We start from the raw sequence: 24,736 nt of genomic DNA on the forward strand, positions 1-24,736 counted from the left end.
AACGTGAAAAACCATAAAAAATATTTCCGCAAGAGCTTTCTTGCAGCAGCTGTTGCGGGTTTTTGCAGTATATCGCATTCAACTGAAGCAATGGAACACACAGGAGCGCAGCCTGAGAATCCTCTGTCAGAAGTGATACCTGACCCCGGGACCGGGGACGTTGAATTTATCAGTGATGTACTGATGTTACAAAACAATCAACCCGTCGATATCAGCCGCTTTTCAAAGCGCGGTTTTCTTTTACCCGGGAAATATTATGCCTCTATTCGGGTAAATGGGAGTGAAGTAGGGAATGAAAATATCGAGATTAAAACCCGGGCGGATAACTCTGGTTATGTCTGTATAACGCCGGAATTACTGAAAGCGATCCCTCTGGCCTGGGAAAGAATCAATGAGACCGACACAGTGCGACAGCCAAATTCTGATGGCTGCACCGAGATCTTATCTGGCATCCCGAATGCCAGGGTCGAATTCGATGCCGGTGAGCAGGTACTGGATATTACGTTGCCGCAAAAATATGTCCATCGCTCTGCGCGTGGTTTCGTGAACCCGGAACTCTGGGATAGCGGTATACCAGCAGCATTTCTCAGCTATGGCCTCAACGCCTGGACAAGTCAGTCCAGTCATTACGATTATAAATCGTTGTTTGCCTCGCTGAATACCGGATTTAATCTTGGTGCATGGTATTTCCGTCATAATGGCTCTTATTCCTGGTCAGATGACGGGAAAAAGGATTATCAGTCTCTGAACTCGTATGCGCAGCGGGATATTCCGTTCATTAAAGGCCGCTTACTTGTCGGCCAGTCTAATACTACAGGCAGGGTTTTTGACTCACTGCCCTTTTCCGGTATGCAAATTGCCAGCGATGAGCGCATGTATCCGGCTTCGCTGCGGGGTTATGCACCTGAAATCAGGGGGATGGCCAGAACGAATGCGAAAGTCACTGTACGCCAGAACAGCGCCATTATTTACGAAACTACCGTGTCCCCGGGTGAATTCGTCATTAACGATCTTTATCCGACAGGATTTGGTGGTGACCTGACAGTGACCGTCCGGGAGGCAGATGGCAATGAAAACTTTTTTCTGGTCCCATATACCGCGATGCCCCAGCTCATTAGACCGGGGTCGTACCGCTATTCCTTTACGGCGGGTAAATTACGCCAGCTCAACCTTAGAGATAAACCAGAGTTTTATGAGGCAACCTGGCAGCACGGCCTGACAAATTACCTGACGGGCTATACTGGCTGGCAACAAAGCGACGGTTATTATGCTGCTCAGGCAGGTATGGCATTAGGAACGCAGGCCGGGGCGATTTCTCTGGATATCACCCAGTCGCACGCTTCTTTCGCGGGCAACCCGAACGGTCAGGAGTATAGCCATAAAACGTCATCCGGACAGAGCTACAGACTCAGCTATTCAAAATTTATCCCCCGGACGGGTACCAATCTGACGCTGGCAACCTATCGTTTTTCAACTCAGGGCTATTACGATCTGGCAACAGCCATGATGACAAAAGATCTGCTGGCGCGTGGTTACGCTGAACAGCGTCTGAAACGTTCCAAAAGCCGCTATACCCTGACTGCCAGTCAGTCTCTTCCAGCAGGTCTGGGACAGTTCTATTCAAGTGCGTCATTACAGAATTACTGGAACAGTAAGGATACCGATAAACAATTCCAGGTCGGTTACAGTAATAGCTGGAATTCAGTCACTTACGGATTGAATGTCAACCGGACATACACCTGGTACGGCAAAAGCGATACCAGCTGGCTTCTGTCCCTCAGCTTCCCTCTCGGTACTGCCGGAGATACACACATTCCATCCGCGCGTCTGGAAACAGGGCGCAACAATGATGGTTCATGGTCTGAGGCGGCCTCCCTGTCCGGAACTGCCGGCGAAGACAACCAGTACAGCTATGGGGTAACAGCCCGCAATACCAGCGGCGCAACCGGCAGCAGCCTGTATGTTAACGGGCAGTGGCGGACACCATATACCTATCTTAATGCCAGCAGCAGCGTTGGTAATCACTACCAGAGCCAGTCATTTGGTGCGAATGGATCCGTGCTCCTGCATTCCGCTGGCGCAACCCTCAGTCCTTACACCTCAGATACCTGGGCGTTGATTGAAGCCAGAGGAGCCGAAGGTGCCCGGGTTTCCTCTTACCCTGGTATCCGCATTGATAATGCCGGTTATGCCGCAGTGCCTTATCTGAATGCATATGAACTGAATGAAGTGGCCATCGATCCAAAGGATGCGACAAACAATGTCGGTTTTGAGAGCACGTCACGTAAGGTGGTCCCCTACGCCGGTGCCATTGTAAAGGTTCAATATCATACGCAGACAGGGGTCCCCGTACTGATTTCTGCCCGATGGAAAGGAAAACCAGCCCCCTTCGGCGCGGATATCAGCAATGAGAAAGGTAATTATATTACGACCGTCGGCCAGGCCGGGCAGATATTTGTTCGCCTTGAGCCAGGCACTCATATTCTCAAACTGAAGGCAGGTAATCAGGGACAATGCAAAATGAAAGTTATCATTTCCGAAGAAGGTTCAGCAATTAATATGAAGAAAGAGGTCCTGGAATGTTACTGAATGCGGTAGGGTTTCTGTCACGCAGTAGCATGAAAATGTTACTCGCTATTTCATTGTTCATCATGGCGCATTTCCCGTCGGTGGCCTTAGCTGCACCTGTTTGTGACGACACGAATATTGGCCACATAGAGATAGTATTGCCTGGTAGTATTTCACCCGGAGTGGATTTGCCGCCGTTGACCCCTGTGATATATAATTATGCCAATTTGGTTAATAATTATGACACTTATAATTGTCATGTAACCAGTGGAGACCAAGAAGTTTATTTTCTATATGTTTTTCTAGAGCCATTGAGTTCATATGGTAGCTCTTATTTTTTAAATTCCGGGACTTCAGGGTTTTACAGTGTCGTTGCATTGAATGCTCCGGCATTTGGGGTTGGATTCATGAATCCTCTCGCTTCACCACCAGGGATGGCGGTGACTACAATTAATAAAGTAATCATTTCCGATACCGGTGTAACCGCTGGCTATGCTTCGGGTGCGTATTCTATAGTATTAGTTAACAACTCCTTATTACAGCCAGGATTTTTATCGGGGAATGACCTGCCCACCTTCGGCATATACGGCATGATTTATAAGAGTGATGGAACACTCTATGACGGAAAGAAAATAACGATGGGGTCTGTATCTTTTAGCGGCTCAGTGAATGTTATTCCGTTTACATGCCAGACACCTGATGTGGTCGTGCCAATGGGAAAATATAAAACGACTGATTTCACCGGTGTGGGAAGTACCAGTCAATGGGTGGATTTCAACATTGAATTAGATAATTGCCCGGGGAATTATCCAGGATATTTTCAGGCAAAAAACCAAATGAGTGTATTGATTAATCCCGTTTATGGCAACCCTACACCTGATTCATTCAGTCTCAAATCAGGTACTGGCAGTGCAACGGGGATAGATATGCAGGTCAGAAAGCAAAATGATACCAGCATGATAAAAATGGGAACAGCTTTTGATCCTCTGGGCCCCGTGACCGGAAATACGGGCATAACTCGATTCCGTATACCCTTACAGGCCAGATATATACAGTCAGGCGGGCAGGTGACTCCTGGTTCAGCGGAGTCGGCGCTGACGTTTACGATAAATTATTATTAGTGTGATAAATAATAATTTAGTCCCTTATTCATTGAAAATAAAGAGTCGATATGACCAGACATGAATGGCTTTTACAACTCAGGCGGTGTACATCAAAAGATACGTTAGAAAAACTCATAGATAAAAACACCTATTCTCTTTCCAGTGATGAGCTGGAGACATTTAACTCTGCGGTCGATCATCGACTGGCCGAACTGACAATGGGGAAACTTTACGACAAGGTACCTCCGGAAGTGTGGAAATTTGTGAAATAAAATGCGGGCGTGGCAGGTAGCACAGCGCCTGCGTGACGTTATGTTATGTCAAACCTGACGGCTGGAAGAAGAGTAACCTTCTCGTCGTCAGGTGGGCTGAATGCTCCATGCACGTTAAATTTTATGACGTTATTGGCCATCCGCAGATAATCACTAGAAAGGTAACAGGATGGCTGAGATGATCATATTTTTAGCAATTTTCATGTGTCTATCCCTGATCTCATCGACATTTCCGCGCTAACGTTCCACCAAATCGATTGCTGATTAAAATTAATGAGATTCAGAAAGGTTTTGTGAAGCGTGTTTTTCTCAAAAAATGACATAAACGGATTAAGTGAGTTTTGTCCGTAGCTATTTAAAAAGAACTCACTTTTCTTTTTCATCAATCCAGGCAATCAGATCGGCGAGCCTCTTCTCAGAAAATACGGCTATACCATGTTTGGAGAGTAGCGATGCAGCGACACCCATTCCTGACTTACGCTGGCCGCTGAATGAACCGTCATAGATAAATTGACTACCGCATGTTGGGCTGTCGTCGGTTAATAGCGCCGCGGTACAATCTGACTCCTGAGCGGTACGAAGCGCTAATCTGGCGGCGAGCTGATATTGTTCAGTGACATCCTGCCCATTAATTTCAATTATTCTGACCTGCGCCAGCAATGTATCTTTAATTTCAGCAGAAATAATTTCAGCCGGAGGACGGGGCACTGATAAACCGGCGGCCAGTTCTGGACAGAAGATCACAAGGCGTCCTTCTTTCTGCCAGCGCTGCAACTGATCTGACATCTGTGCTTTCTCACTTCCGTCATAACGTACTTTGAGTCCCGTCAGGCATGCACTTACCAGTATTTTATTGATCATCGTTATCTAATATGACGTAACCCGTATAGCTGTATGTTAACACATTACTTGTATATATCTGTCTCTTAGCGGGGGAATGCTGCGCTGTATCTTTAGACTGATTGAGAAAAAGCATGATCGTAAACGCCGAATGGCGGTATACCCCCAAGGCTATACCGCCAGCGCCATATTATCGCGCCATTAACGCAAACACTCCCCAGCCAAAGTACTCCCGCGAGTACGTCACATGACGTTCAGGCGCTATCGTCAGCTCCGCCCGAACCTCCTGCGCGAAGTCATCTTCTGGGTTTTCCTCCAGCCAGCGACGCATGGTCATCCATTTTGCGGCTTCGTACCTGTCCCAGCCTTCCTGATCTGCCAGCACCATTTCAACCAGGTCATAGCCCTGTTGATCGAAAGACGCAACCAGACCGGGCAGAGTGAGAAAGTCTGCAATCGACGAGACGCCGCACGCCTGGGCTGTCTCCTCCGTCGCGGGTACCTGACGCCAGTACGGTTCGCCAATGAGCATTATTCCCCCGGGCTTGAGGCTTTTTGCCAGCAGATCCATCGTCCCGGCTACGCCACCCGCAATCCAGGTTGCGCCAACGCAGGCCGCCACGTCACATTTTTCATTCGCGACATAGCCAGCCGCGTCGTTATGAATGAAATGGACGCGTTCGCTGACGCCGAGTTCCTCTGCGCGCCGCGTGGCCTGCGCGGTGAAGAGCGGGCTCATGTCGATGCCGGTACCGGTGATACCGTAATCACGTGCCCAGGTGCAAAGCATCTCTCCCGAGCCGCTGCCGAGATCGAGAATGCGTGTGCCTGGCTTCATGCGTAACACGCGGCCCAGCGTCGCGTACTTCTCTGGTGTAAAGGGGTTATGAATGCGGTGTTCGCTTTCGCTAACAGTAAAAATACGTGGGATATCCATCATCCTCTCCTTAACGATTATCAGGCTGAGCGCGAACATTGTTCAGCCCCGTAGTGTTAATGCGGTAGGGCTGACCGTTAACGGATTTGATCAGCTTTTTGGTTTTGAGCTTTTTGAAAACGGCGAGCGTGCAGTCAGCCAGCAGTAGCCCTTCGCGGCTATAGCATTCAACGGCGGTGACGCGGCCGGAGGTATTGCGGACGTGCACAATACGGCCACCTTTGGCGAGAACGTGTAAGGTACGTTGTTCCTGACGGGATAAATTCATACTGGAAAACCTGTTTAATCATCATGTGCAAAACGTGCAAACACACAGCGGTGTCCGCATTCGATTTCGGCGCATTGATAATCAGTCCGGCCTGGAAAGGTCGGTAAGCTGATTATCGGATGATTACATTCTCCAGCATCAAAGCCTCGGGTTGAGTTGAAAGGTATTTACGGGGTGAATGATAACACCTGATTTTTATAAGTGAATACCCAGGGGTGAAAAACGTGATCACGGTTGGCATCGGGCTGAGGAGAGGGATTCATTCCTGGCCGCTCTTAATTTTGCTGTCGACCTGAGGCTGTGGTTTGCTGAAAAGATATCCCTGCACAAGCTCGCAACCCAGAGCCTGAAGCCGCTCAAGCTGCTCTTCGGTCTCAACGCCCTCGGCTATAACGCCCATATTAAGGCTCTTAGCCATACCGGTAATAAGCTTCACAATATTAAGCGCATCTTCTTGTGTAGATATCGGATTGACAAAAGATTTATCGATCTTGATTTTATCAAAATTCAGTTCGCTGAGTCTGGAGAGCGACGAATAACCCGTGCCAAAATCATCAATGGAAATTCTTACGCCCAGTGCGCGGAGTTTTTTCAGAATCGCAATGGGGTTATTTCTGTCACTAAAGAGGGATGACTCCGTGACCTCTAACTCAAGACGGTTAGCCGGGAGCCCGGTCTCAGCCAGAACGGTCTGCACCGTATTAATAAATGATTTGCTGCCTAATTGAACAGGCGAGACGTTTACGGAGATCCTGGCCGGAACAGCCCAGGAGACCGCTTCCCTACAGGCCAGTTTAAGTACGGTTTTACCTATCTCGTTGATCATGCCTGTTTTTTCAGCGGCGAAAATAAAGCTATCCGGGGAAAGCATTCCCTTTACAGGATGCATCCAGCGAATAAGCGCTTCATAGCCGTAAATTTCCTTGCTGACGGAATTCACAATAGGCTGGTAATAAACAATAAACTCATTGTTTTCAATCGCCCTTGCCATATCATTTTCAAGCGTTCTGCTCTCCTGTAACTTCTGAAGCATTCGCTGACGGAAAACTTTAATCTGCTGTGAGCCTGCCTTTTTGGCTTCATAGAGCGCCAGATCGGCGAACTTATAAAGATAATCAGCACGTCGTTCATTATCTGATAAAACAATACCCACGCAGGTGGCAATTTTTATGAGCTGGTTATTAATCGTATAGGGTTTACTGATATTCTCGCTGATCTCTCTAGCGCGCAAAACGGCTTCGCTTTCGTTTAACCCGCTGGCTAAAAAAGCAAACTCGTCTCCGCCTAAACGGTAAAATCTGTCTGAAATATTGCTCATGGCGGTCAATCGCCTGGATACCTGACGTAACAGTAAATCGCCAGCATCATGACCATAGGTATCGTTGACCTCTTTGAATCGGTCTAAATCAAATAACATTACCGTAACGGGAACATGATTTTCTTCGGCCTCAAGATTGAGTTTGCTGAGCTCATCCCAGAAGTACAGACGGTTTTTCATGCCAGTGAGGGAATCATGGTAAACGTCATACTCTAGTTTTGAATTCTGAATCTGTAGGGTCTCCTTGGATAACTGGAGTTCTTCTGCAAGACTTTCAACCTGCCTGTGCGCTTTAAGGATGTTTTTATTTTGATAGATCGTTAAAAAACCCAGGATAATACTCAGAATGATCAGCAGTAAAGAGAGGGCTGAGTAAATATAATACAGGATCTGTATTTTATGGTTGCTACTGTTAATCGTGCTAATGTCTTTCGTTAACGCGCTTGATGAAAGCTGACTGAGTGGAGCATCCAGCAAATGCATGGTATGAAGGTATGTTTTTACATCCGAATGGCTCATTTTTTCGAGGTTAGCATCCAGATACGTAAGGATTTTATCAAGGCTTAACGCGAGGTCATGATGTGCCTGAACGTTTTTAATGTAATGTCCTAAATCCCCCTCCTTAAACAGATCATTCTGGCTTAGCATAATTTCCAGCCGCATCCGGACCTGGTCTATCGTAACGTCATCGGAATCGGTTGCGTACAGACCAAGCCATGATTCAAAGCGGTAATATTCGGATACCAGTTGGGCGACAGACCATGACTCCGTGTAATGAGTCAGTTTTTGGAGCTCCTGCTGTCGATCGTAAACAAGAAAAGCAATATATCCAGTCGTGATAAAAAGAGAAAAAATGATACCAACCAGTATCCTGTTCATTATGTTCTCCTGAACTGCTATTCAATCTTCATTTTGCTGACCTGCCATGCCGATCGCGAGTAATATATCTGATTATTTAATTCAGGAAGACTGTCGTAGGGATATACAATGAATGCCGGACCTTTATCTCGGATGCGCATATATTCACCATTAACCTTCAAAGCGAGTATGGCATTATATTTTTTAAAGTCGCTGAGCGGGATGGCTGTCGCGTAATCATTAAGCGCTATAACATTAACCACGTTACCCTTTGCGCCAATATAATCCATGAGTTTGCTCATTGGAACACCCTCAAACTTTGTGCGGCCATTATACCAGGGGGATGATGTCTGGAAGCTCACCATACCGAGTTTTTCAAGGCTGGCGATATCAAACACGGCTTTTCCACTTTCATTCGTGTTCTCGATATTACCGTAAATCGTTAAAATGGGTTTACCAGCAGGTTTTGGCAACTCACCAGCCAGGGTGACGCTTTGCACTAAAAAGCAGCACAGCATTAGGATTAATCGCATTTCAGCCTCCACGTTTTAACATAAGTATAAGAATTATAATTTAGTTATCCTACTAGTTTATATATTTTATCTCTCCCCACGTTTATCCATCATAATCAGGATGTAAAAACGCCGTCAGTCGGCAGCCACCCGAGCGATGCTTAACCTTCTTACCGCAGACGCATGACAAGGAACCGTCCATCATGAAAAAAGATAGCTATGCCTTTTTAATTCCACTCATCGTTGGCGGGTTAGCGTTGATATTTGGCTTTGTTGTCTGGTCAATCGAGATTTATCGCGTGACATTTCTTACGGCCCTGGGGGAACAGTATCTTGCGGCTGTCACATTGCTGCTGCCGCTGGTGGCGATAGTGATGTTCGCCGCGAAGAGGGCGTTTAAAGACAAAACCCTTGTTGACGTTGTCAAACTTTACCTCGGCCTCATCATCTTCAGCCTGCCGGTTGCCATTTTCGTCATCTTTACCGCGGCCTGGCTACTGAACGGAGAATACTCTGCCTGGAGCCAACATTACCGGTATGAATCCGGCAGCAGAAATAGCTGTTCGGGGGCGGAAGTCTATGAGCCGGAACTCAAGAGAGAGATCCGCATCTGTTATCCTCAGGGATATTATTTAATCGATGGCACCCTGTACGTGGAAAAGCGGAGTAATTCGCTGGGTATGGTGGTGCTTTGGGCGATCGCGCGATCCTGAACCTCAGGCTCGAATAACCCCTTTAGCCCGCCTCCAGCATCCCAAAGCTGACAATCCGCGAGCGGCCCAGCTCTTTCGCCCGGTACAACGCGACGTCCGCCGCGCGCAGCAGATTATCGCTCTGGGCGTGCTGCGGATAGCTGGCGATCCCGATCGACACATCCACCGGGCCAATCTCCGAAAGCCCGTAGCGCAGCGAAAGCGCATGCACGCTGTTGTAGATCTCCGTTGCAGCGGCGTGCGCTTCTTCCTCATCTGCACCGGTAAGAAGCACCAAAAACTCTTCACCCCCATAGCGGAAGGCCAGCCCGCTATCGTGTACCGCCCGTTGAATAATGGCTGCCACGCTTTTGATCACCAGATCGCCAGCCTCATGACCAAAGCGGTCATTAATGCTCTTGAAGTGATCGATATCGATCATCAGGCAGCTTACCGGCTCCTCGTTACGCACGGCCTGCTTCATTTGAGTACGTAACGTATCTTCCAGATGGTGGCGGTTACGCAGCCCCGTCAAGGGATCGAACAGGGCTTTTTCCAGCAGCGCATCGCGCAGCCGCTGGTTGGCCAGCGCCAGTCCCAGCGCCTCGGCCATCAGTTCCAGATAGGCGCGGGACGGCGCGGTTTCAGGCGTGATGTTCTGGAATGAGAGCAATCCAATCGCCTCGCCCTGAGCAATCAGGGGAACGCACAGCGATTGCTGCGCCTGTGATTCGGGCAGATGATAACAGCCGATATCCGGCTCGCCGTTCACTGGCGGATGGCTTTGACCACGCCGGACGGCCCAGCATTCGTCAGGATGGAACGGCTTTTTATCCCCTTCTGGCGATAGCCATTCGGCCGTACAGCGCATCTGCCACGGCTCGCGTTCCAGAATATACAGACGCCCTGAAACCCCCGGCGCAATATTGGGTGCAAACAGCTCCGCCACATTCATCACGTCGGCAAAGTTTTCACAGCCCTGCAACCGCTGGGTCATTCGCGCCAGCAGTTCGCGGATGGCCCAGTCAGCATCGCGCTCTTTTTCCAGCCGCTGCCTTGCCAGCCCGTTCTCACGGAAGATGCGGATGGCCTGCGCCATATCACCGATTTCATCAACCTGGGTAAAGTTCGGCGTTTCGACGGCGTAATCCTGCGATGCAAGACGATGAACTACGTCACTCAGACGCACCACCGGACGGAGTACGCGGCGCTTGAGGATGAAAACCATCACAAACAGGAAGAGCAGGGCGGTCAGGCCGACCATCACCTCAGAGGCCGTTCGAAGCGTTTTGGACGTTTTGGTTGCGGCCTGCACGTCGGCAATAATGCGCTTGTCCAGCAGCATGCGAAAGCGTTCGATAGTGTTGTGTGCCCGTTCGAGTTCCAGCTCATAGCTCTTACCAAACAGCAGCGAAACGGCCTGCTGTTCCTCGCCACGGGTGATGCCGTCAATGGCTGCCTGCTGTTCATCCTGGAGATCGTCTACAATTTTCAGTCCGTCGTACAGCAGCGCCAGCTCTTCGCCCGATGCCCCCGTATTTTTGAGCTGTCGCAGCGTGTGTTCGATATTCTTCAGCTCGGCTTCTTTCGCCTGATATTTCTCAAGCACCTCGGGCTCTTTTTGGATGACGTAAAGCCGCGCCAGATCGGAGAGCATCCAGGTGTCTGTCTCGATCTCCTCCGTCAGCTGATCGAAGACCTGGCGTTGTTTAACGGCTTCACGTTCGATGTTATCGGCGTGGGAAGCCATCAGCATGACGATGCCGGAGGCAATGGTCAGGCACACCGTGACACCATAAGCCCAGTTCGTGATCGTGGCGATTCGCACCTGTTGGATCCTTCTACGACAAATGTGGAAGAGCGTTCATTTCAGATTATAGAAAACCTCTGATTTATCGCGAAAAAAAAGGCGGCACAGGGCCGCCTCACAGAACGCGTTTCTTTATAGATCCGGAGAATTTCTCCCCTCTTCGATAAAGTCTGCGTCCAGCTCCTCGGCGTTGCCTGCGTGGTCGCGGCCGGAGAAGAGGTTCCAGCAGGCGATAAACAGAGCGGCAATCAGCGGCCCAATCACAAAGCCGTTAATGCCATACAGCTCCATACCGCCGAGCGTGGTGATCAGTATCAGGTAGTCCGGCATTTTGGTGTCTTTGCCCACCAGCAGCGGACGCAACAGGTTGTCCACCAGCCCGACGATAATGACGAAGAAGCCCACAATGAACAGACCCTGCCACAGCTGGTGAGTGGCAAACAGGAAGATGGCGGCGGGAACCCAGACGATGGCCGACCCAACGGCAGGCACCAGGGAGAGAAATGCCATCAGTGCGCCCCACAATACGCTGCCGTCAATACCGACAATAGCAAAGGCAATACCACCAAGCGTGCCCTGAACCACCGCCACGACCGCCGTGCCTTTTACCGTGGCGCGCGACACGCCGACAAACTTAGCGAACAGGTGCTGTTTGACGAAGTCAGACAGCGGCAGCGAGTCGAGGATCTGGCGCACCAGATACGGCCCGTCTTTCAGCAAGAAAAACAGCAGATACAGCATAATGCCAAAGCTGATGGCAAAGCCGAACGTCCCTTTCCCAATCAGGAACGCGCTGCCCGCCAGATACTGCCCGCCCTGTAACGCGACATCGGAGAGTTTTTTCTGGATCTGCGCGGCGTTGGTCAGGTTGTGATCCGCCAGGAAGCCGCTGGCCCAGTCCGGCAGGCGGTTGAAGATACCGGCGATCACTTCCGGGAACTGCGTGTTGTTCTGTTGCAGCCTGGTGTAGACCATGTTCAGTTCCACCGCGAGCGAGGAAAGGATCACCATCAACGGAATAAACACAATCAGGCAGATAATGCCGAGTGTGAGGAGTGAAGCCAGCCCGTTGCGATCGCCCAGCGCGGTACGCAGTTTGTTTTTCACCGGGTTGAAAATGATGGTCAGGATCGCGGCCCACAGAATCGCCGAGAAATAGGGAGACAGCACGTCAAAGAAGGCCCAGGTTACAAGGGCCAGGATGAGAATAAAGAAACCTTTGGTCAGTCCGTTAAATCGCATAGTGAGTCCTGGTGAAGAAGAAACTGTGTCGACTATAGAACTGATTTAAGGATTTACCAATAATTGCGCTGAAGTCGCGCCGGGTGGCTTTTTGTTAACAAACGCGGTATAACACTCCTTCTTTGGATGTTTAGATGTCCATACGTTTAGAAGGTAACATGCAAACAGAACAACAAAACGGGCAACTTAAGCGCACCATGAAAACCCGCCACCTGATTATGCTCTCGCTGGGTGGCGTTATCGGCACAGGGTTATTCTTCAATACCGGATATATCATCTCGACAACCGGCGCGGCGGGCACGCTGCTGGCATATCTTATCGGTGCGCTGGTGGTCTGGCTGGTCATGCAATGCCTGGGCGAACTTTCCGTGGCGATGCCGGAAACCGGCGCGTTTCACGTCTATGCCGCCCGCTATCTCGGCCCGGCGACGGGGTATACCGTGGCGTGGCTCTACTGGCTTACGTGGACAGTGGCGCTGGGATCGAGCTTTACCGCGGCCGGGTTCTGCATGCAGTACTGGTTCCCACAGGTTCCCGTCTGGACGTGGTGCGTTGTCTTTTGCGCTGTGATTTTTGGTCTTAACGTGATTTCCACGCGCTTTTTCGCGGAAGGAGAATTCTGGTTCTCGCTGGTCAAGGTTATCACCATCGTCGCCTTTATTATTCTCGGCGGCGCGGCCATCTTTGGCTTTATCCCGATGGCGGATGGCTCTGCCGCGCCGGGACTAAGCAACATTACCGCCGAAGGCTGGTTCCCGCACGGGGGTCTGCCGATCCTGATGACCATGGTGGCGGTCAACTTTGCCTTCTCAGGAACGGAGCTTATCGGCATCGCGGCAGGGGAAACGGAAAACCCACACAAGGTTATTCCGGTTGCTATTCGCACCACCATCGCCCGGCTCATCATCTTCTTTATTGGCACCGTGTTTGTGCTGGCGGCGTTGATCCCGATGCAGCAGGCTGGCGTGGAGAAAAGTCCGTTCGTGCTGGTGTTTGAAAAGGTCGGCATTCCGTATGCGGCGGATATCTTTAACTTCGTGATCCTGACGGCGATCCTCTCGGCGGCGAACTCGGGTCTGTACGCCTCTGGCCGTATGCTGTGGTCTCTGTCTAACGAGAAAACGTTGCCGCGCTGCTTTGCCCGCGTCAACAAAAACGGCGTGCCGCTGACGGCGCTTTCTGTTTCCATGCTGGGCGGCGTGCTGGCGTTGTTCTCCAGCGTGGTCGCGCCGGATACGGTGTTTGTGGCCCTGTCAGCCATTTCCGGTTTTGCGGTGGTGGCGGTGTGGATTAGCATTTGCGCGTCGCACTTCGTGTTTCGTCGCCGTCACGTGCAGTCCGGCCAGCCGCTATCCGCGTTGCAGTATCGCGCGCCATGGTATCCGCTGGTGCCCGTGCTTGGCTTTATCCTCTGCCTGGTGGCCTGCGTCGGCCTGTGGTTTGACCCAAGCCAGCGTATTGCCCTTTATTGCGGGCTTCCGTTTGTCGCCCTGTGTTATGGTGCGTACTACCTGACCCGAAATCTGACCACGCAGGAGCCTGAACATGTCGCAGAATAATCCGCTTACCGCCCTCCTTGAAAAACAGCCGTTTGTCGTGCTGGATGGGGCGATGGCAACGGAGCTGGAAGCGCGCGGTTGTAACCTTGCCGACAGTCTCTGGTCGGCCAAAGTGCTGATGGAAAATCCGGAGCTGATCCGCGACGTACACCTCGACTACTACCGCGCGGGGGCACAGGTGGCGATCACCGCCAGCTATCAGGCGACACCCGCAGGCTTTGCCGCTCGCGGGCTGGACGAGTCGCAATCCCGGACGCTGATCGGCAAAAGCGTAGAGCTGGCACGCAAAGCGCGCGAAGCGTACCTGGCTGAGAACGCAAATGCAGGCACTTTGCTGGTGGCGGGATCTGTGGGCCCTTACGGCGCGTATCTGGCCGATGGTTCCGAGTATCGCGGCGATTACGTGCGTAGCGCTGAAGAATTTACCGCCTTCCACCGCCCGCGTGTAGAGGCGCTGTTGGATGCGGGCGCGGACCTCCTGGCCTGTGAAACGCTGCCTTCGTTCACTGAGATTAAGGCGCTGGCGGCGTTGCTGACGGCGTATCCGCGCGCCCGGGCATGGTTCTCATTTACCCTGCGTGACAGTGGGCACCTGAGCGACGGAACGCCGCTGCGGGATGTTGTTTCTGCGCTGGAAAGCTACCCGCAGGTTGTCGCGCTGGGGATTAACTGTATCGCGCTGGAAAACACCACGGCGGCGCTGACGCATCTGCACAGCCTGACGTCGCTGCCCCTGGTGGTCTATCCGAACTCCGGCGAGCATTACGATGCGGTGAGTAAAACCTGGCATCACCACGGTGAAACGTGCGTGACGCTGGCGGGGTATTTACCGCAGTGGCTGGAAGCAGGCGCGAAGCTGATTGGCGGCTGCTGTCGGACCACGCCGCAGGATATTGCTGCGCTGACGGTTCAGCGCTGAGGCCTTTGCCGGGCGGCGGTTGCGCCTTACCCGGCCTACAAATTGCACGAACCGTAGGCCGGGTAAGCGCAGCGCCACCCTGCGAAACAACCGCACAAAATTCACTATCCTTTCCCGCTTTTTTTCTAAAAACGAATCGTCATTAGCGATTCTTTTTTATTCCTTTATCAAAAATCCCACGCCGGAAATACTGCCCTTATAACAACAAGGGGAGCAGACGGTATGGCAATTTCATCGCGAATCACGTTACTTGGTGCACTGGCGCTGTGGGCATTTCAGGCGCAGGCGGTGGACGTCACCGTGGCGTATCAGACTTCCGCGGAACCGGCGAAAGTCGCGCAGGCGGATAACACCTTCGCCAAAGCGAGCGGGGCGAATGTCGACTGGCGCAAGTTCGACAGCGGCGCGGCAATTGTGCGGGCGTTAGCCTCGGGCGACGTGCAGATTGGCAACCTGGGTTCCAGCCCGCTGGCCGTTGCCGCCAGCCAGCAGGTGCCGATTGAAGTCTTCCTGCTGGCATCGCAGCTCGGAAATTCCGAAGCGCTGGTGGTGAAGAAAAGCATCACGAAACCCGAAGATTTGATTGGCAAACGCATCGCGGTGCCGTTTATCTCCACCACGCATTACAGCCTGCTGGCAGCGCTGAAACACTGGGGCATTAAGCCGGGCCAGGTGCAGATCATCAACCTGCAACCTCCAGCGATTATTGCCGCCTGGCAGCGTGGCGACATTGACGGAGCATACGTCTGGGCGCCCGCCGTCAACGAGCTGGAAAAAGACGGCACCGTGCTGACCGACTCCGAAAAAGTGGGGCAATGGGGGGCGCCAACACTTGATGTCTGGGTCGTTCGTAAGGACTTTGCCGAAAAACACCCTGAAGTGGTGAAAGCCTTCGCCAAAAGCGCCATCGAGGCCCAGCAGCCTTACATCAGCAACCCGGATGAATGGCTGAAACAGCCCGCCAACCTGGAGAAACTCTCACGTCTGAGCGGCGTGCCGGAAGCTGACGTGCCGGGGCTGGTGAAAGGCAACACCTATCTGACACCTGCGCAGCAGGTCCAGCAGCTGAACGGGCCGGTGAGCAAAGCGATTGTCGACACTGCGACGTTCCTGAAAGAGCAGGGCAAAGTGCCTGCGGTGGCAGCGGATTACAGCCGGTTCGTGACCGACCGCTTTGTGAAATAAGGGGGCTGCGATGCTGAACATTACAAACCTGTCTGCCGATTACGGCGGCAAACCCGCCCTGAAAGAGATCAACCTGACGCTGGACAGCGGTGAACTGCTGGTCGTACTGGGGCCGTCCGGCTGCGGGAAAACGACGCTGCTGAACCTGATCGCCGGGTTTGTACCGTATCAGCACGGCACGATCCAACTCGAAGGAAAACGGGTAACGGGGCCGGGCGCAGAGCGCGGCGTGGTCTTCCAGAACGAAGGGCTACTTCCGTGGCGAAACGTGCAGGAAAACGTTGCGTTTGGTCTGCAACTGGCCGGCGTAGCGCGTGAACAGCGTCTGAATACGGCGCGCGACATGTTGAAAAAGGTCGGGCTGGAGGGGGCTGAAAAACGCTTTATCTGGCAGCTTTCAGGCGGGCAGCGTCAGCGCGTCGGGATTGCCCGTGCGCTGGCGGCTAACCCTCAGCTGCTGTTGCTGGACGAACCTTTCGGGGCGCTGGATGCCTTTACCCGTGAGCAGATGCAAACCCTGCTGCTGCGCCTGTGGCACGAAACCGGCAAGCAGGTGCTGTTAATCACCCACGATATCGAAGAGGCCGTGTTTATGGCGACGGAGCTGGTGCTGCTCTCACCGGGACCGGGACGCGTGCTGGAGCGTCTGCCGCTTGAGTTTGCCCGGCGCTATGTGGCGGGAGAGCCAGTACGCAGCATTAAATCAGACCCGCTATTTATCGAAAAACGGGAATACATCCTGAGCCGTGTGTTTGAACAGCGGGAGGCGTTCTCATGAGCATTGTCTTCAGTGAAAAAACGCGGCGGACGCGCCGTGCCTTACGCTGGCCGTTCTCTCGCCAGCTCACCTTAAGCCTCAGCACGCTGGTGGTGCTGCTGGCGGTATGGTGGGCGGTTGCCGCGCAGCAGTGGATCAGCCCGCTGTTTCTGCCCCCGCCAGGCCAGGTTCTGGAAAAACTGATCGCCATCGCCGGACCGCAGGGCTTTATGGATGCCACCCTCTGGCAGCATTTAGGCGCCAGTCTGACGCGTATTCTGGTGGCGCTGCTGGCGGCGGTCATTATTGGCGTTCCGGTGGGGATTGCGATGGGACTGAGCCCGACGGTGCGCGGCATTCTCGACCCGCTGATAGAGCTTTACCGTCCCGTACCGCCGCTGGCTTATCTGCCCCTGATGGTGATCTGGTTTGGCATCGGCGAGACGTCAAAGATCTTACTGATATATCTGGCTATTTTTGCGCCGGTAGCAATGTCGGCCCTGGCTGGCGTAAAGAGTGCGCAGCAGGTACGCATACGTGCGGCGCAGTCGCTCGGCGCCAGCCGCGCGCAGGTACTGCTGTTCGTCATTTTACCAGGTGCGCTGCCGGAGATATTGACCGGGTTGCGCATCGGCCTTGGGGTGGGCTGGTCAACGCTGGTGGCGGCAGAGCTGATTGCCGCCACGCGCGGCCTTGGGTTTATGGTGCAGTCGGCGGGAGAGTTCCTGGCGACTGACGTGGTACTGGCAGGGATCGCGGTCATCGCCGCGATCGCCTTTGGATTAGAACTGGGACTGCGCACGCTACAGCGTCGCCTGACGCCCTGGCATGGAGAAATACAATGAGTGAACGTCTGACGATTGTCCCGCTGGGGCCGTACATTGGCGCGCAGGTGTCGGGCCTGGACGTAACCCGTCCGCTGAGCGATAACCAGTTTGAGCAGCTGTACCACGCGGTGCTGCGCCATCAGGTGGTGTTCCTGCGCGATCAGGCCATCACCCCGCAACAGCAGCGCGCGCTGGCCCTGCGTTTTGGCGACCTGCATATCCACCCGGTCTACCCGCATGCGGAAGGGGTGGAGGAAATTATCGTGCTGGACACTCATAACGATAACCCGCCCGATAATGACAACTGGCATACGGATGTTACCTTTATCGACACACCGCCAGCCGGGGCGATTCTGGCAGCAAAACTACTGCCAGAGACCGGCGGCGATACGCTGTGGGCGAGCGGCATTGCGGCGTTTGAGGCGCTCTCCGCGCCGTTCCAGACCTTGCTAAGTGGCCTGCGGGCGGAGCATGATTTTAAAAAATCGTTCCAGGAGTATAAGTACCGTAAAACGGAAGAGGAGCACCAGCGCTGGCTGGATGCGGTTGCAAAGCATCCGCCGCTGTTGCACCCGGTGGTGCGTACCCATCCGGTGACCGGCAAGCAGGCGCTGTTTGTGAACGAAGGGTTTACCTCGCGCATTGTGGACGTAACGGAAAAAGAGAGCGAGGCGCTGCTCAGTTTCCTGTTTGCGCATATCACGAAGCCGGAGTTTCAGGTGCGCTGGCGCTGGCAGGAGAACGATCTGGCGATTTGGGATAACCGCGTCACGCAGCATTACGCCAATGCGGATTACCTGCCGCAGCGAAGGATTATGCAGCGGGCGACGATTTTGGGGGATAAGCCGTTCTACCGTGCGGTTTGAGCCCCTCACCCTAACCCTCTCCCCAAAGGGGCGAGGGGGCTGACCGGTGCGGTTTTCACCCTCTCCCCAAAGGGGCGAGGGGGCTGACCGGTGCGGTTTTCACCCTCTCCCTTTTAGGGAGAGGGCAGGGGTGAGGGTATTAAGTGCGCCTCTATATACCGCTGATAGCGGTTCGCCTTCAGATAACACAGATCCACCAGCACCAGCCCGTCGATACAGTTATTGAACGCCGGATCGCTGCCGAAATCGATAAACTGCACGCCGCCTGGCTCGCATAGCTCGGAATATTGTTTATAAAGCGGCGGAATACCGCAGCCCAGATTGCCGAGCAGGGATTTGAGCTTTGTCAGGTCATCCACGTAATCCACCCCGCTAAATTGCGCCAGCACGTCCGGGAGTGACGCCGGGTAGGGTTGACGCGAGGCGGCTAACGCGTGGCTGGCCGGAAACCAGAGACGATAAAACGCGACCAGCAGATCCCGGGCGGCAGGCGGTAAGCCGCCGGAGATGGACACCGGACCAAACAGGTAACGGTAATGTGGATAGCGCGCCAGATAGGCGCCAATGCCTGACCACAGGTAGTCCAGACCGCGACGTCCCCAGTAGCGCGGCTGTATAAAGCTGCGCCCCAGCTCAATGCCGTGCTCCAGTATGTCCTGCATTTTTTCGTCGTAGTGGAACAGGCTGTAACTGTACAATCCCTCGACGCCGCACTTTTCCACCTGCATGGCCGTTGGCATAAAGCGGTACGCGCCGACAATCTCGAGGTCATCATCATCCCACAGAATAAGATGCAGATAGTCATCATCGTAGCTGTCGGTATCCCGGCGCTTTCCGCTGCCTTCCTCCACGGCGCGAAAGGCAATCTCGCGCAGTCGCCCCAGCTCGCGCAGCAGAGGCGCCTCTTCCTGCCCGTTGCGCTGCCACAAATAGATGGTTTTACCATCGCTGGTTTTGCCCAGACATTCGGCCTGCGCCAGCTCCCGCTTCAGCGTGGCCCTGTCTTCCGGGCGGGCAATGGCGCACTGGGTTTTAAAGACGCCAGGCAATCCCTTGCCAAGTCGTATCACGTGCTGACGGCACTGCTCGGCCATCTCACGCGATGAAAGGGTAGAGCTAAACCGATCATTCCAGGCAATCTGCTGGCCGATTTTGATCGGCAGCTGGCTGTGACGGCGGCGAAACATCTGTTGCATCAGCAGCAGCAGGGATACCGTCGGCGATACCAGGGTGCTGGCATAAAACAGCAGGCTGTTGTGGGCCTGAATATGTACCGGTAGCAGCGGTACCCGTAGTTTGCTGGCCAGCTTGATAAAGCCCGGATGCCACTTTTTATCGCGGATGCCTTTACGCGTTGGGCGGGAGACTTCGCCCGCCGGGAAGAAGATCAGCACGCCGGCGTTTTGCAGGTGCTGCTCCATCTGCACCAGAGATGCTTTTGCGGTTCTGCCGCCCATATTGTCCACGGGGATAAACAACGAGCTGAGGGGCTCAAGGTGAGACAGCATCCGGTTGGTGACAACCTTGACGTCCCGGCGCACGCGCGAAACGGCATACAGTAGCGCCAGCCCATCCAGGGTGCCCGTCGGGTGGTTCGCTATCACAATGAGTGGGCCGTGTTCGGGGATTTGTTCGAGGTCTCGGGCGGAAATGGTGCAGAGAATTTCAAGGTGTTCCAGAACCTGCTCTACCATATCCAGCCCTTTCAGGTGACGGTGGCTGGCGGCAAACTGCTGAAATTCGTCTTCGTGGAGCAGTCTTTTTAACAGACTTTTTTGCCAGGGTGCGGGCCTCGCCTGAGGCCAAAGGTCATCAAGAACGCTGTCGAGACTAAACATTGATCACTCCTCCTGCCGTCTTGCCCAGACAGTAGAAGGAGGAGATGTCGGTTGTATTGCAGTTTGGTGAAGATTCGCGCAGAGAGTAGGCCGGGTATGGCGAAGCCACCCGGCGCTAAAGCGGATTAACGCAGAATTTTCTTCTCAGCCAGATCCAGCGCGAAGTAGCTGAAGATCAGATCCGCGCCCGCGCGTTTGATCGCCCCCAGGCTTTCGAGGATCACTTTCTCTTCGTCGATGGCACCCGCCTGCGCGGCGAATTTGATCATCGCGTACTCGCCGCTCACCTGGTATGCGCCCAGAGGCAGTTCGGTGCGTTCGCGAATGTCGCGCAGGATATCCAGATACGCGCCGGCCGGTTTCACCATCAGACAGTCTGCGCCCTGTGCTTCATCGAGCAGAGATTCACGAATCGCTTCGCGGCGGTTCAGCGGGTTCATCTGATAGGTTTTACGATCGCCCTTCAGCGCCGTGCCCGCCGCTTCACGGAACGGGCCGTAGAAGGAGGAGGCGAATTTGGTGGAGTAGGACATGATGGCGGTGTCGGTAAAGCCTGCCGCATCCAGCGCATGACGAATAGCCTGAACCTGACCATCCATTGCCGCAGAAGGTGCAATGAAATCCGCACCCGCGGCGGCGGCAACCACCGCCTGCTTGCCCAGATTCAGCAGGGTTGCATCGTTGTCCACTCCGTGATCGCACAGCACACCGCAGTGGCCATGAGAGGTGTATTCGCAGAAGCAGGTATCGGACATGACGATCATCTCCGGCACACTCTCTTTGCAGATGCGCGACATGCGTGCCACGAGGCCGTCTTCTTTCCATGCATCACTGCCGGTTGCGTCAGTGTGGTGGGAGATACCGAACGTCATCACCGAGCGGATGCCCGCATTCGCAATGCGTTCGATCTCGCGGGCCAGATGCTTTTCAGGAATGCGCATCACGCCCGGCATCGCGTCGATGGCTTTGTAGTCATCGATCTCTTCTTCAACAAAAATCGGCAACACCAGATCGTTTAAGGTCAGTGTTGTCTCTTCAAACATGGCGCGCAGTGCGGGTGACTTGCGCAGGCGACGGGGACGAGCAATTAAATCGGTCATGGTATGCCTGATGTTTGTGGAACAAAGAGGCTTAGTGTACCTGAAAGCGGAGAGTGGTGTTTTACTAAAGTTGTCTTTTAGATTTTCGAAATCGATTAATATACGCTACATGTTTTTTGTATATATTATAAATCTTATTATGGTGTCCAGAGTGGTATGTGATATTGGTGAGGCTTCTATATTGGTTTGGGATTATAAATATAAATGATTTATTGCTTTTTATTATATGTATCGAAGCAACTAAAGAAGTTTGCAATCAGTTGAATTTATAATATTTATTCATAATGATTGATATTGTCCTGGGTTTATAAGCTTATTTGTCTGAATACGGACTTAATGGAATCATTCATTGAACCTTTTCGAAGTGAAACTGCATAATTCCTTCCGCAATTAAACGTTGCCAAATGATTTGATGGACAAACTTGCTTACGTCCCTGAGGAGGGATGACCCAATGCAAACATGGAAAAAGAAACTGGTTGTATCACAACTTGCATTAGCCTGCACAGTGGCTATCGCTTCTCAGGCCAATGCGAAAGATATATCCGGCACGACATATAATACTTTTGGATATGACAATACTGCGTCCACGCCCTGGTATTATGGTTATGCTGACTGGGATTATTCAGATGCCACACATGATGGTGACATTTATCCAGTCATCAATAAATCAACCGTAAACGGAGTTATTTCGACATACTATCTGGATGATGGTGTCAATGGCCGTGCGAACGCGTTGAGTATTTCTAACAGCACCATTAACGGCATGATCACGTCAGAGTGTATGACCACGACGTGTGCAGAAGGCGTGGATACTGACGGCACTACGCATACCCAGTACGATCGTTTTAGCCTGACTGTTGATAACTCCACCATCAACGATACCTACGAGCATTATGCGTATGATGTCGTTAATGGCGATACCACTGAAACGCATTATCTGGACACCTATGGTCTGGGTAACGCCATCACCCTGGATGTTGAGTCTGATATCGTTATTCAGAACAATTCCCACATCGCGGGCATCACGCTGACGCAGGGTTATCAGGAGCTTGATAACACGCCATACGACGGTGTTGAAGGCGTTGCTAACAGCAGCAATATCTTTACCGATACGCTGGTGGTGAAAGACTCTGTGCTGACCTCTGGCGCTTACAGCGATCTGGGTACCAGCGGCTTCTACGGTCAAACGGCGAAGCCAAGCGACTACGGTGAAACCAACGCCACGGCTGCGGATGATGCGGCGCTGATCGTTGCTGCCAGTGCGTCTGATAACGCCATGCAGACCACCGCTACCTTCGATCACTCTACCGTTACGGGTGACATTCTTTTCTCCAGCACCTTTGATAACAACTTCTACGAGAATGGCGATCCGGCAACGGATACCACAGAAGATGGCGTCTATAACCCAACCACCAACGGCTGGGATGGTACCGATAAACTGGATGTCACGCTGACCAACGGCAGTAAGTGGGTGGGTGCAGCGCAGTCCAGCGTTGAAGCTATCGGCACTGCGCAGATGTATGGCCAGGGCTACAGCAACGTAGACTGGCACGCATTGTCCCCGAATAGCATCTGGCCTGATTCTACCTTTGACAGCAACGGTCACGTTGCCGGTGAAGAGGTGTATCAGAGCGGCCTGTTCAACGTGGCGCTGGATAACGGTTCCGAGTGGGATACCCGCAAGATCTCCAACATCGATGCACTGACGGTGAACAACCAGTCTCAGGTCAATGTTGAAAACTCCGGCCTGCTGGCAGATTCCATCACCCTGACCAATGCTTCGACCTTGAATATTGGCGACAGCGGTGCCGTGGCAACCGACAGTCTGTATCTGGATAGCTACAGCCGTGCGGCACTGACTGAAGAGACGGCAGAACTGTATGCCAACACCATTACTGTAGACAACGGTGCAGAGCTGGCGCTGGGTCTGGGTCAGGTTGATACGCACAATATGGTGCTGACCGATGGCGGTGTGCTCAACGTTGCCAGCCGCGATTATGTGCTGAACAGCGACCTGAACAACGCACGCTATATCACCAACGATAGCCATAAAGCGGACTACGACTATGGTGTTGTCGCGCTGAACTCTGACGGCCATCTGGCGGTGAACGGTGACGTTGCCGGTAACTATAAAGTGCGCATCGACGATGCGACCGGTGCAGGCTCCGTAGCTGACTACAAAAACAAAGAGATCATTCGCGTCTATGACAATAACGCGGATACCGCTGCCAGCTTTACTGCGGCAAACAAAGCTGATTTAGGTGCATACACCTATCAGGCGCAGCAGAAGGGTGACACCGTTGTTCTCCAGCAGGAAGAGCTGACTGACTACGCCAACATGGCGCTGAGCATTCCTTCTGCTAATACCAACATCTGGAATCTGCAACAGGATACCGTGGGTACCCGTCTGACCAACAGCCGTCATGGCCTGGCAGATAACGGCGGCGCATGGGTGAGCTATTTTGGCGGCAACTTTGACGCGGATAATGGCACCGTTAGCTACGATCAGGACGTAAGCGGCATTATGGTGGGTCTGGATACTCAGATCGACGGTAATAACGCGAAGTGGATTGTCGGTGGTGCGGCTGGTTTCGCGAAGGGTGATATCAGCGATCGTACTGGTCAGGTCGATCAGGACAGCCAGACTGCGATGATCTACGCGTCGGCGAAGTTCATGAACGACATCTTCCTCGACAGCTCCATGAGCTACACCCGCTTCAACAACGACCTCTCTGCTACCATGAGCAACGGTCAGTATGTTGACGGTAATACCACGACTGACGCCGTTGGTTTCGGGATGAAACTGGGCTATGACTGGAAACCAAACCTGTCTGGCTACGTCACGCCTTACGCGGCGATCTCTGGCCTGTTCCAGTCCGGTGATGACTATCAGTTAAGCAACGACATGCGTATCGATGGCCAGTCTTACGACAGTATGCGTTATGAGCTCGGCGTGGATGCAGGTTATACCTTCAACTACGGTGGCGAGCAGGCATTAACCCCTTACTTCCAGCTGGCTTACGTGTATGACGATGCCGACAACAATGCTGATATCAACAATGACAGCATTGACAACGGCGTGGAAGGCTCTGCGGTTCGCGTGGGACTGGGCACTCAGTTCAGCTTCACGAAAAACTTCAGTGCTTACACTGATGCGACTTATCTGGGCGGCGGCGACGTTGACCAGAATTGGGGAGCAAACCTGGGTGTGAAATATACCTGGTAAGAAAAAAACGCGGGGGATTTTGCCCCCGCTTTTTTATG

Annotated in this window: 20 protein-coding genes; 11 read left to right on the forward strand and 9 right to left on the reverse strand. The window is 53.0% G+C overall.

What is annotated here, in order from left to right; translation table 11 throughout:
* Positions 1-3: 3 nt before the first annotated feature.
* The 3 genes from CKK19_RS01685 to hha are packed head-to-tail and all read left to right on the forward strand — an operon-like array spanning position 4 to position 3,943.
* Positions 4-2,589: a fimbria/pilus outer membrane usher protein gene (locus tag CKK19_RS01685; protein ID WP_225455019.1), complete on the forward strand. Its 2,586-nt coding sequence runs from the start codon at positions 4-6 to the stop codon at positions 2,587-2,589.
* A 29-nt stretch (positions 2,590-2,618) separates the two neighbouring features.
* Entirely contained in the window at positions 2,619-3,689 is a 1,071-nt protein-coding gene (locus CKK19_RS01690; protein ID WP_162270387.1) for a fimbrial protein, read from the forward strand.
* A 50-nt stretch (positions 3,690-3,739) separates the two neighbouring features.
* Complete coding sequence (gene hha, locus CKK19_RS01695; protein WP_074174434.1) at positions 3,740-3,943, forward strand: hemolysin expression modulator Hha; 204 nt, start codon at positions 3,740-3,742, stop codon at positions 3,941-3,943.
* A 366-nt stretch (positions 3,944-4,309) separates the two neighbouring features.
* Here the strand turns inward: hha and CKK19_RS01700 are convergent, their stop codons facing one another.
* The 5 genes from CKK19_RS01700 to CKK19_RS01720 all read right to left on the reverse strand — a co-directional run bounded on the left by CKK19_RS01700 (position 4,310) and on the right by CKK19_RS01720 (position 8,697).
* Positions 4,310-4,804: a DUF523 domain-containing protein gene (locus CKK19_RS01700; protein WP_022647183.1), complete on the reverse strand. Its 495-nt coding sequence runs from the start codon at positions 4,802-4,804 to the stop codon at positions 4,310-4,312.
* 169 nt (positions 4,805-4,973) lie between these two features.
* Entirely contained in the window at positions 4,974-5,720 is a 747-nt protein-coding gene (locus CKK19_RS01705; protein ID WP_023299407.1) for an SAM-dependent methyltransferase, read from the reverse strand.
* A 10-nt stretch (positions 5,721-5,730) separates the two neighbouring features.
* A complete protein-coding gene (locus tag CKK19_RS01710) occupies positions 5,731-5,988 on the reverse strand; it encodes a YjhX family toxin (RefSeq protein WP_022647185.1) in 258 nt (85 codons plus the stop codon).
* A 259-nt stretch (positions 5,989-6,247) separates the two neighbouring features.
* Positions 6,248-8,185, reverse strand: a complete 1,938-nt coding sequence (locus CKK19_RS01715) for a putative bifunctional diguanylate cyclase/phosphodiesterase (protein WP_063850154.1) — start codon at positions 8,183-8,185, stop codon at positions 6,248-6,250.
* A gap of 17 nt (positions 8,186-8,202) precedes the next feature.
* Positions 8,203-8,697 (reverse strand): molybdopterin-dependent oxidoreductase, encoded by a 495-nt coding sequence (locus tag CKK19_RS01720; RefSeq protein ID WP_022647187.1) that lies wholly within the window; start codon positions 8,695-8,697, stop codon positions 8,203-8,205.
* 182 nt (positions 8,698-8,879) lie between these two features.
* Here CKK19_RS01720 and CKK19_RS01725 point away from each other — a divergent pair, with 182 nt between their 5' ends.
* Complete coding sequence (locus CKK19_RS01725) at positions 8,880-9,389, forward strand: hypothetical protein (RefSeq protein ID WP_063148326.1); 510 nt, start codon at positions 8,880-8,882, stop codon at positions 9,387-9,389.
* A gap of 22 nt (positions 9,390-9,411) precedes the next feature.
* Here the strand turns inward: CKK19_RS01725 and CKK19_RS01730 are convergent, their stop codons facing one another.
* Both CKK19_RS01730 and CKK19_RS01735 read right to left on the reverse strand, forming a co-directional pair.
* Positions 9,412-11,196, reverse strand: coding sequence for a diguanylate cyclase (locus tag CKK19_RS01730; protein WP_063854085.1), 1,785 nt, complete (start codon positions 11,194-11,196; stop codon positions 9,412-9,414).
* Positions 11,197-11,310: 114 nt separating this feature from the next.
* The gene (locus tag CKK19_RS01735) at positions 11,311-12,420 is read right to left on the reverse strand and encodes an AI-2E family transporter (protein ID WP_022647190.1); all 1,110 of its coding nucleotides are present in this window, start codon (positions 12,418-12,420) and stop codon (positions 11,311-11,313) included.
* Between the two features lie 158 nt (positions 12,421-12,578).
* Here CKK19_RS01735 and mmuP point away from each other — a divergent pair, with 158 nt between their 5' ends.
* From mmuP to tauD, 6 genes are all read left to right on the forward strand, one after another.
* A complete protein-coding gene (gene mmuP / locus CKK19_RS01740; RefSeq protein WP_063854084.1) occupies positions 12,579-13,979 on the forward strand; it encodes an S-methylmethionine permease in 1,401 nt (466 codons plus the stop codon).
* Complete coding sequence (gene mmuM, locus CKK19_RS01745) at positions 13,966-14,898, forward strand: homocysteine S-methyltransferase (RefSeq protein ID WP_063854083.1); 933 nt, start codon at positions 13,966-13,968, stop codon at positions 14,896-14,898. Before mmuP ends, mmuM begins: the two co-directional genes overlap by 14 nt.
* Before the next feature lie 222 nt (positions 14,899-15,120).
* Positions 15,121-16,083: a taurine ABC transporter substrate-binding protein gene (gene tauA / locus CKK19_RS01750; protein ID WP_022647193.1), complete on the forward strand. Its 963-nt coding sequence runs from the start codon at positions 15,121-15,123 to the stop codon at positions 16,081-16,083.
* Positions 16,084-16,093: 10 nt separating this feature from the next.
* Positions 16,094-16,861 carry a taurine ABC transporter ATP-binding subunit gene (gene tauB / locus CKK19_RS01755; protein ID WP_022647194.1) on the forward strand — a complete coding sequence of 256 codons (768 nt, stop codon included), beginning with the start codon at positions 16,094-16,096 and terminating at the stop codon, positions 16,859-16,861.
* Positions 16,858-17,685, forward strand: coding sequence for a taurine ABC transporter permease TauC (gene tauC, locus CKK19_RS01760; protein WP_063854082.1), 828 nt, complete (start codon positions 16,858-16,860; stop codon positions 17,683-17,685). Before tauB ends, tauC begins: the two co-directional genes overlap by 4 nt.
* Complete coding sequence (gene tauD / locus CKK19_RS01765; protein WP_063163716.1) at positions 17,682-18,533, forward strand: taurine dioxygenase; 852 nt, start codon at positions 17,682-17,684, stop codon at positions 18,531-18,533. The genes tauC and tauD overlap by 4 nt, the downstream gene beginning before the upstream one ends.
* A 113-nt stretch (positions 18,534-18,646) precedes the next feature.
* Here the strand turns inward: tauD and CKK19_RS01770 are convergent, their stop codons facing one another.
* Positions 18,647-20,371, reverse strand: coding sequence for a lysophospholipid acyltransferase family protein (locus CKK19_RS01770; protein WP_063854081.1), 1,725 nt, complete (start codon positions 20,369-20,371; stop codon positions 18,647-18,649).
* 125 nt (positions 20,372-20,496) lie between these two features.
* Complete coding sequence (gene hemB, locus CKK19_RS01775) at positions 20,497-21,471, reverse strand: porphobilinogen synthase (RefSeq protein ID WP_003859169.1); 975 nt, start codon at positions 21,469-21,471, stop codon at positions 20,497-20,499.
* A gap of 452 nt (positions 21,472-21,923) precedes the next feature.
* Here hemB and CKK19_RS01780 point away from each other — a divergent pair, with 452 nt between their 5' ends.
* Positions 21,924-24,698, forward strand: a complete 2,775-nt coding sequence (locus tag CKK19_RS01780) for an autotransporter outer membrane beta-barrel domain-containing protein (RefSeq protein WP_063854080.1) — start codon at positions 21,924-21,926, stop codon at positions 24,696-24,698.
* The last annotated feature ends 38 nt before the right edge of the window (positions 24,699-24,736 follow it).

Origin of the sequence: Enterobacter sp. CCUG 70166 (assembly GCF_020224095.1) — a bacterium.
Classification (GTDB): Bacteria; Pseudomonadota; Gammaproteobacteria; order Enterobacterales; family Enterobacteriaceae; genus Enterobacter; species Enterobacter intestinihominis.

Bases quoted from the DNA above. Each gene is read 5' to 3' on its own strand.
- CKK19_RS01690 (WP_162270387.1), top strand. From the start codon at position 2,619: ATGAAAATGTTACTCGCTATTTCATTGTTCATCATGGCGCATTTCCCG.
- hha (WP_074174434.1), top strand. From the start codon at position 3,740: ATGACCAGACATGAATGGCTTTTACAACTCAGGCGGTGTACATCAAAA.
- CKK19_RS01700 (WP_022647183.1), bottom strand. From the start codon at position 4,804: ATGATCAATAAAATACTGGTAAGTGCATGCCTGACGGGACTCAAAGTA.
- CKK19_RS01705 (WP_023299407.1), bottom strand. From the start codon at position 5,720: ATGGATATCCCACGTATTTTTACTGTTAGCGAAAGCGAACACCGCATT.
- CKK19_RS01710 (WP_022647185.1), bottom strand. From the start codon at position 5,988: ATGAATTTATCCCGTCAGGAACAACGTACCTTACACGTTCTCGCCAAA.
- CKK19_RS01715 (WP_063850154.1), bottom strand. From the start codon at position 8,185: ATGAACAGGATACTGGTTGGTATCATTTTTTCTCTTTTTATCACGACT.
- CKK19_RS01720 (WP_022647187.1), bottom strand. From the start codon at position 8,697: ATGCGATTAATCCTAATGCTGTGCTGCTTTTTAGTGCAAAGCGTCACC.
- CKK19_RS01725 (WP_063148326.1), top strand. From the start codon at position 8,880: ATGAAAAAAGATAGCTATGCCTTTTTAATTCCACTCATCGTTGGCGGG.
- CKK19_RS01735 (WP_022647190.1), bottom strand. From the start codon at position 12,420: ATGCGATTTAACGGACTGACCAAAGGTTTCTTTATTCTCATCCTGGCC.
- mmuP (WP_063854084.1), top strand. From the start codon at position 12,579: ATGCAAACAGAACAACAAAACGGGCAACTTAAGCGCACCATGAAAACC.
- mmuM (WP_063854083.1), top strand. From the start codon at position 13,966: ATGTCGCAGAATAATCCGCTTACCGCCCTCCTTGAAAAACAGCCGTTT.
- tauA (WP_022647193.1), top strand. From the start codon at position 15,121: ATGGCAATTTCATCGCGAATCACGTTACTTGGTGCACTGGCGCTGTGG.
- tauB (WP_022647194.1), top strand. From the start codon at position 16,094: ATGCTGAACATTACAAACCTGTCTGCCGATTACGGCGGCAAACCCGCC.
- tauC (WP_063854082.1), top strand. From the start codon at position 16,858: ATGAGCATTGTCTTCAGTGAAAAAACGCGGCGGACGCGCCGTGCCTTA.
- tauD (WP_063163716.1), top strand. From the start codon at position 17,682: ATGAGTGAACGTCTGACGATTGTCCCGCTGGGGCCGTACATTGGCGCG.
- CKK19_RS01770 (WP_063854081.1), bottom strand. From the start codon at position 20,371: ATGTTTAGTCTCGACAGCGTTCTTGATGACCTTTGGCCTCAGGCGAGG.
- hemB (WP_003859169.1), bottom strand. From the start codon at position 21,471: ATGACCGATTTAATTGCTCGTCCCCGTCGCCTGCGCAAGTCACCCGCA.
- CKK19_RS01780 (WP_063854080.1), top strand. From the start codon at position 21,924: ATGCAAACATGGAAAAAGAAACTGGTTGTATCACAACTTGCATTAGCC.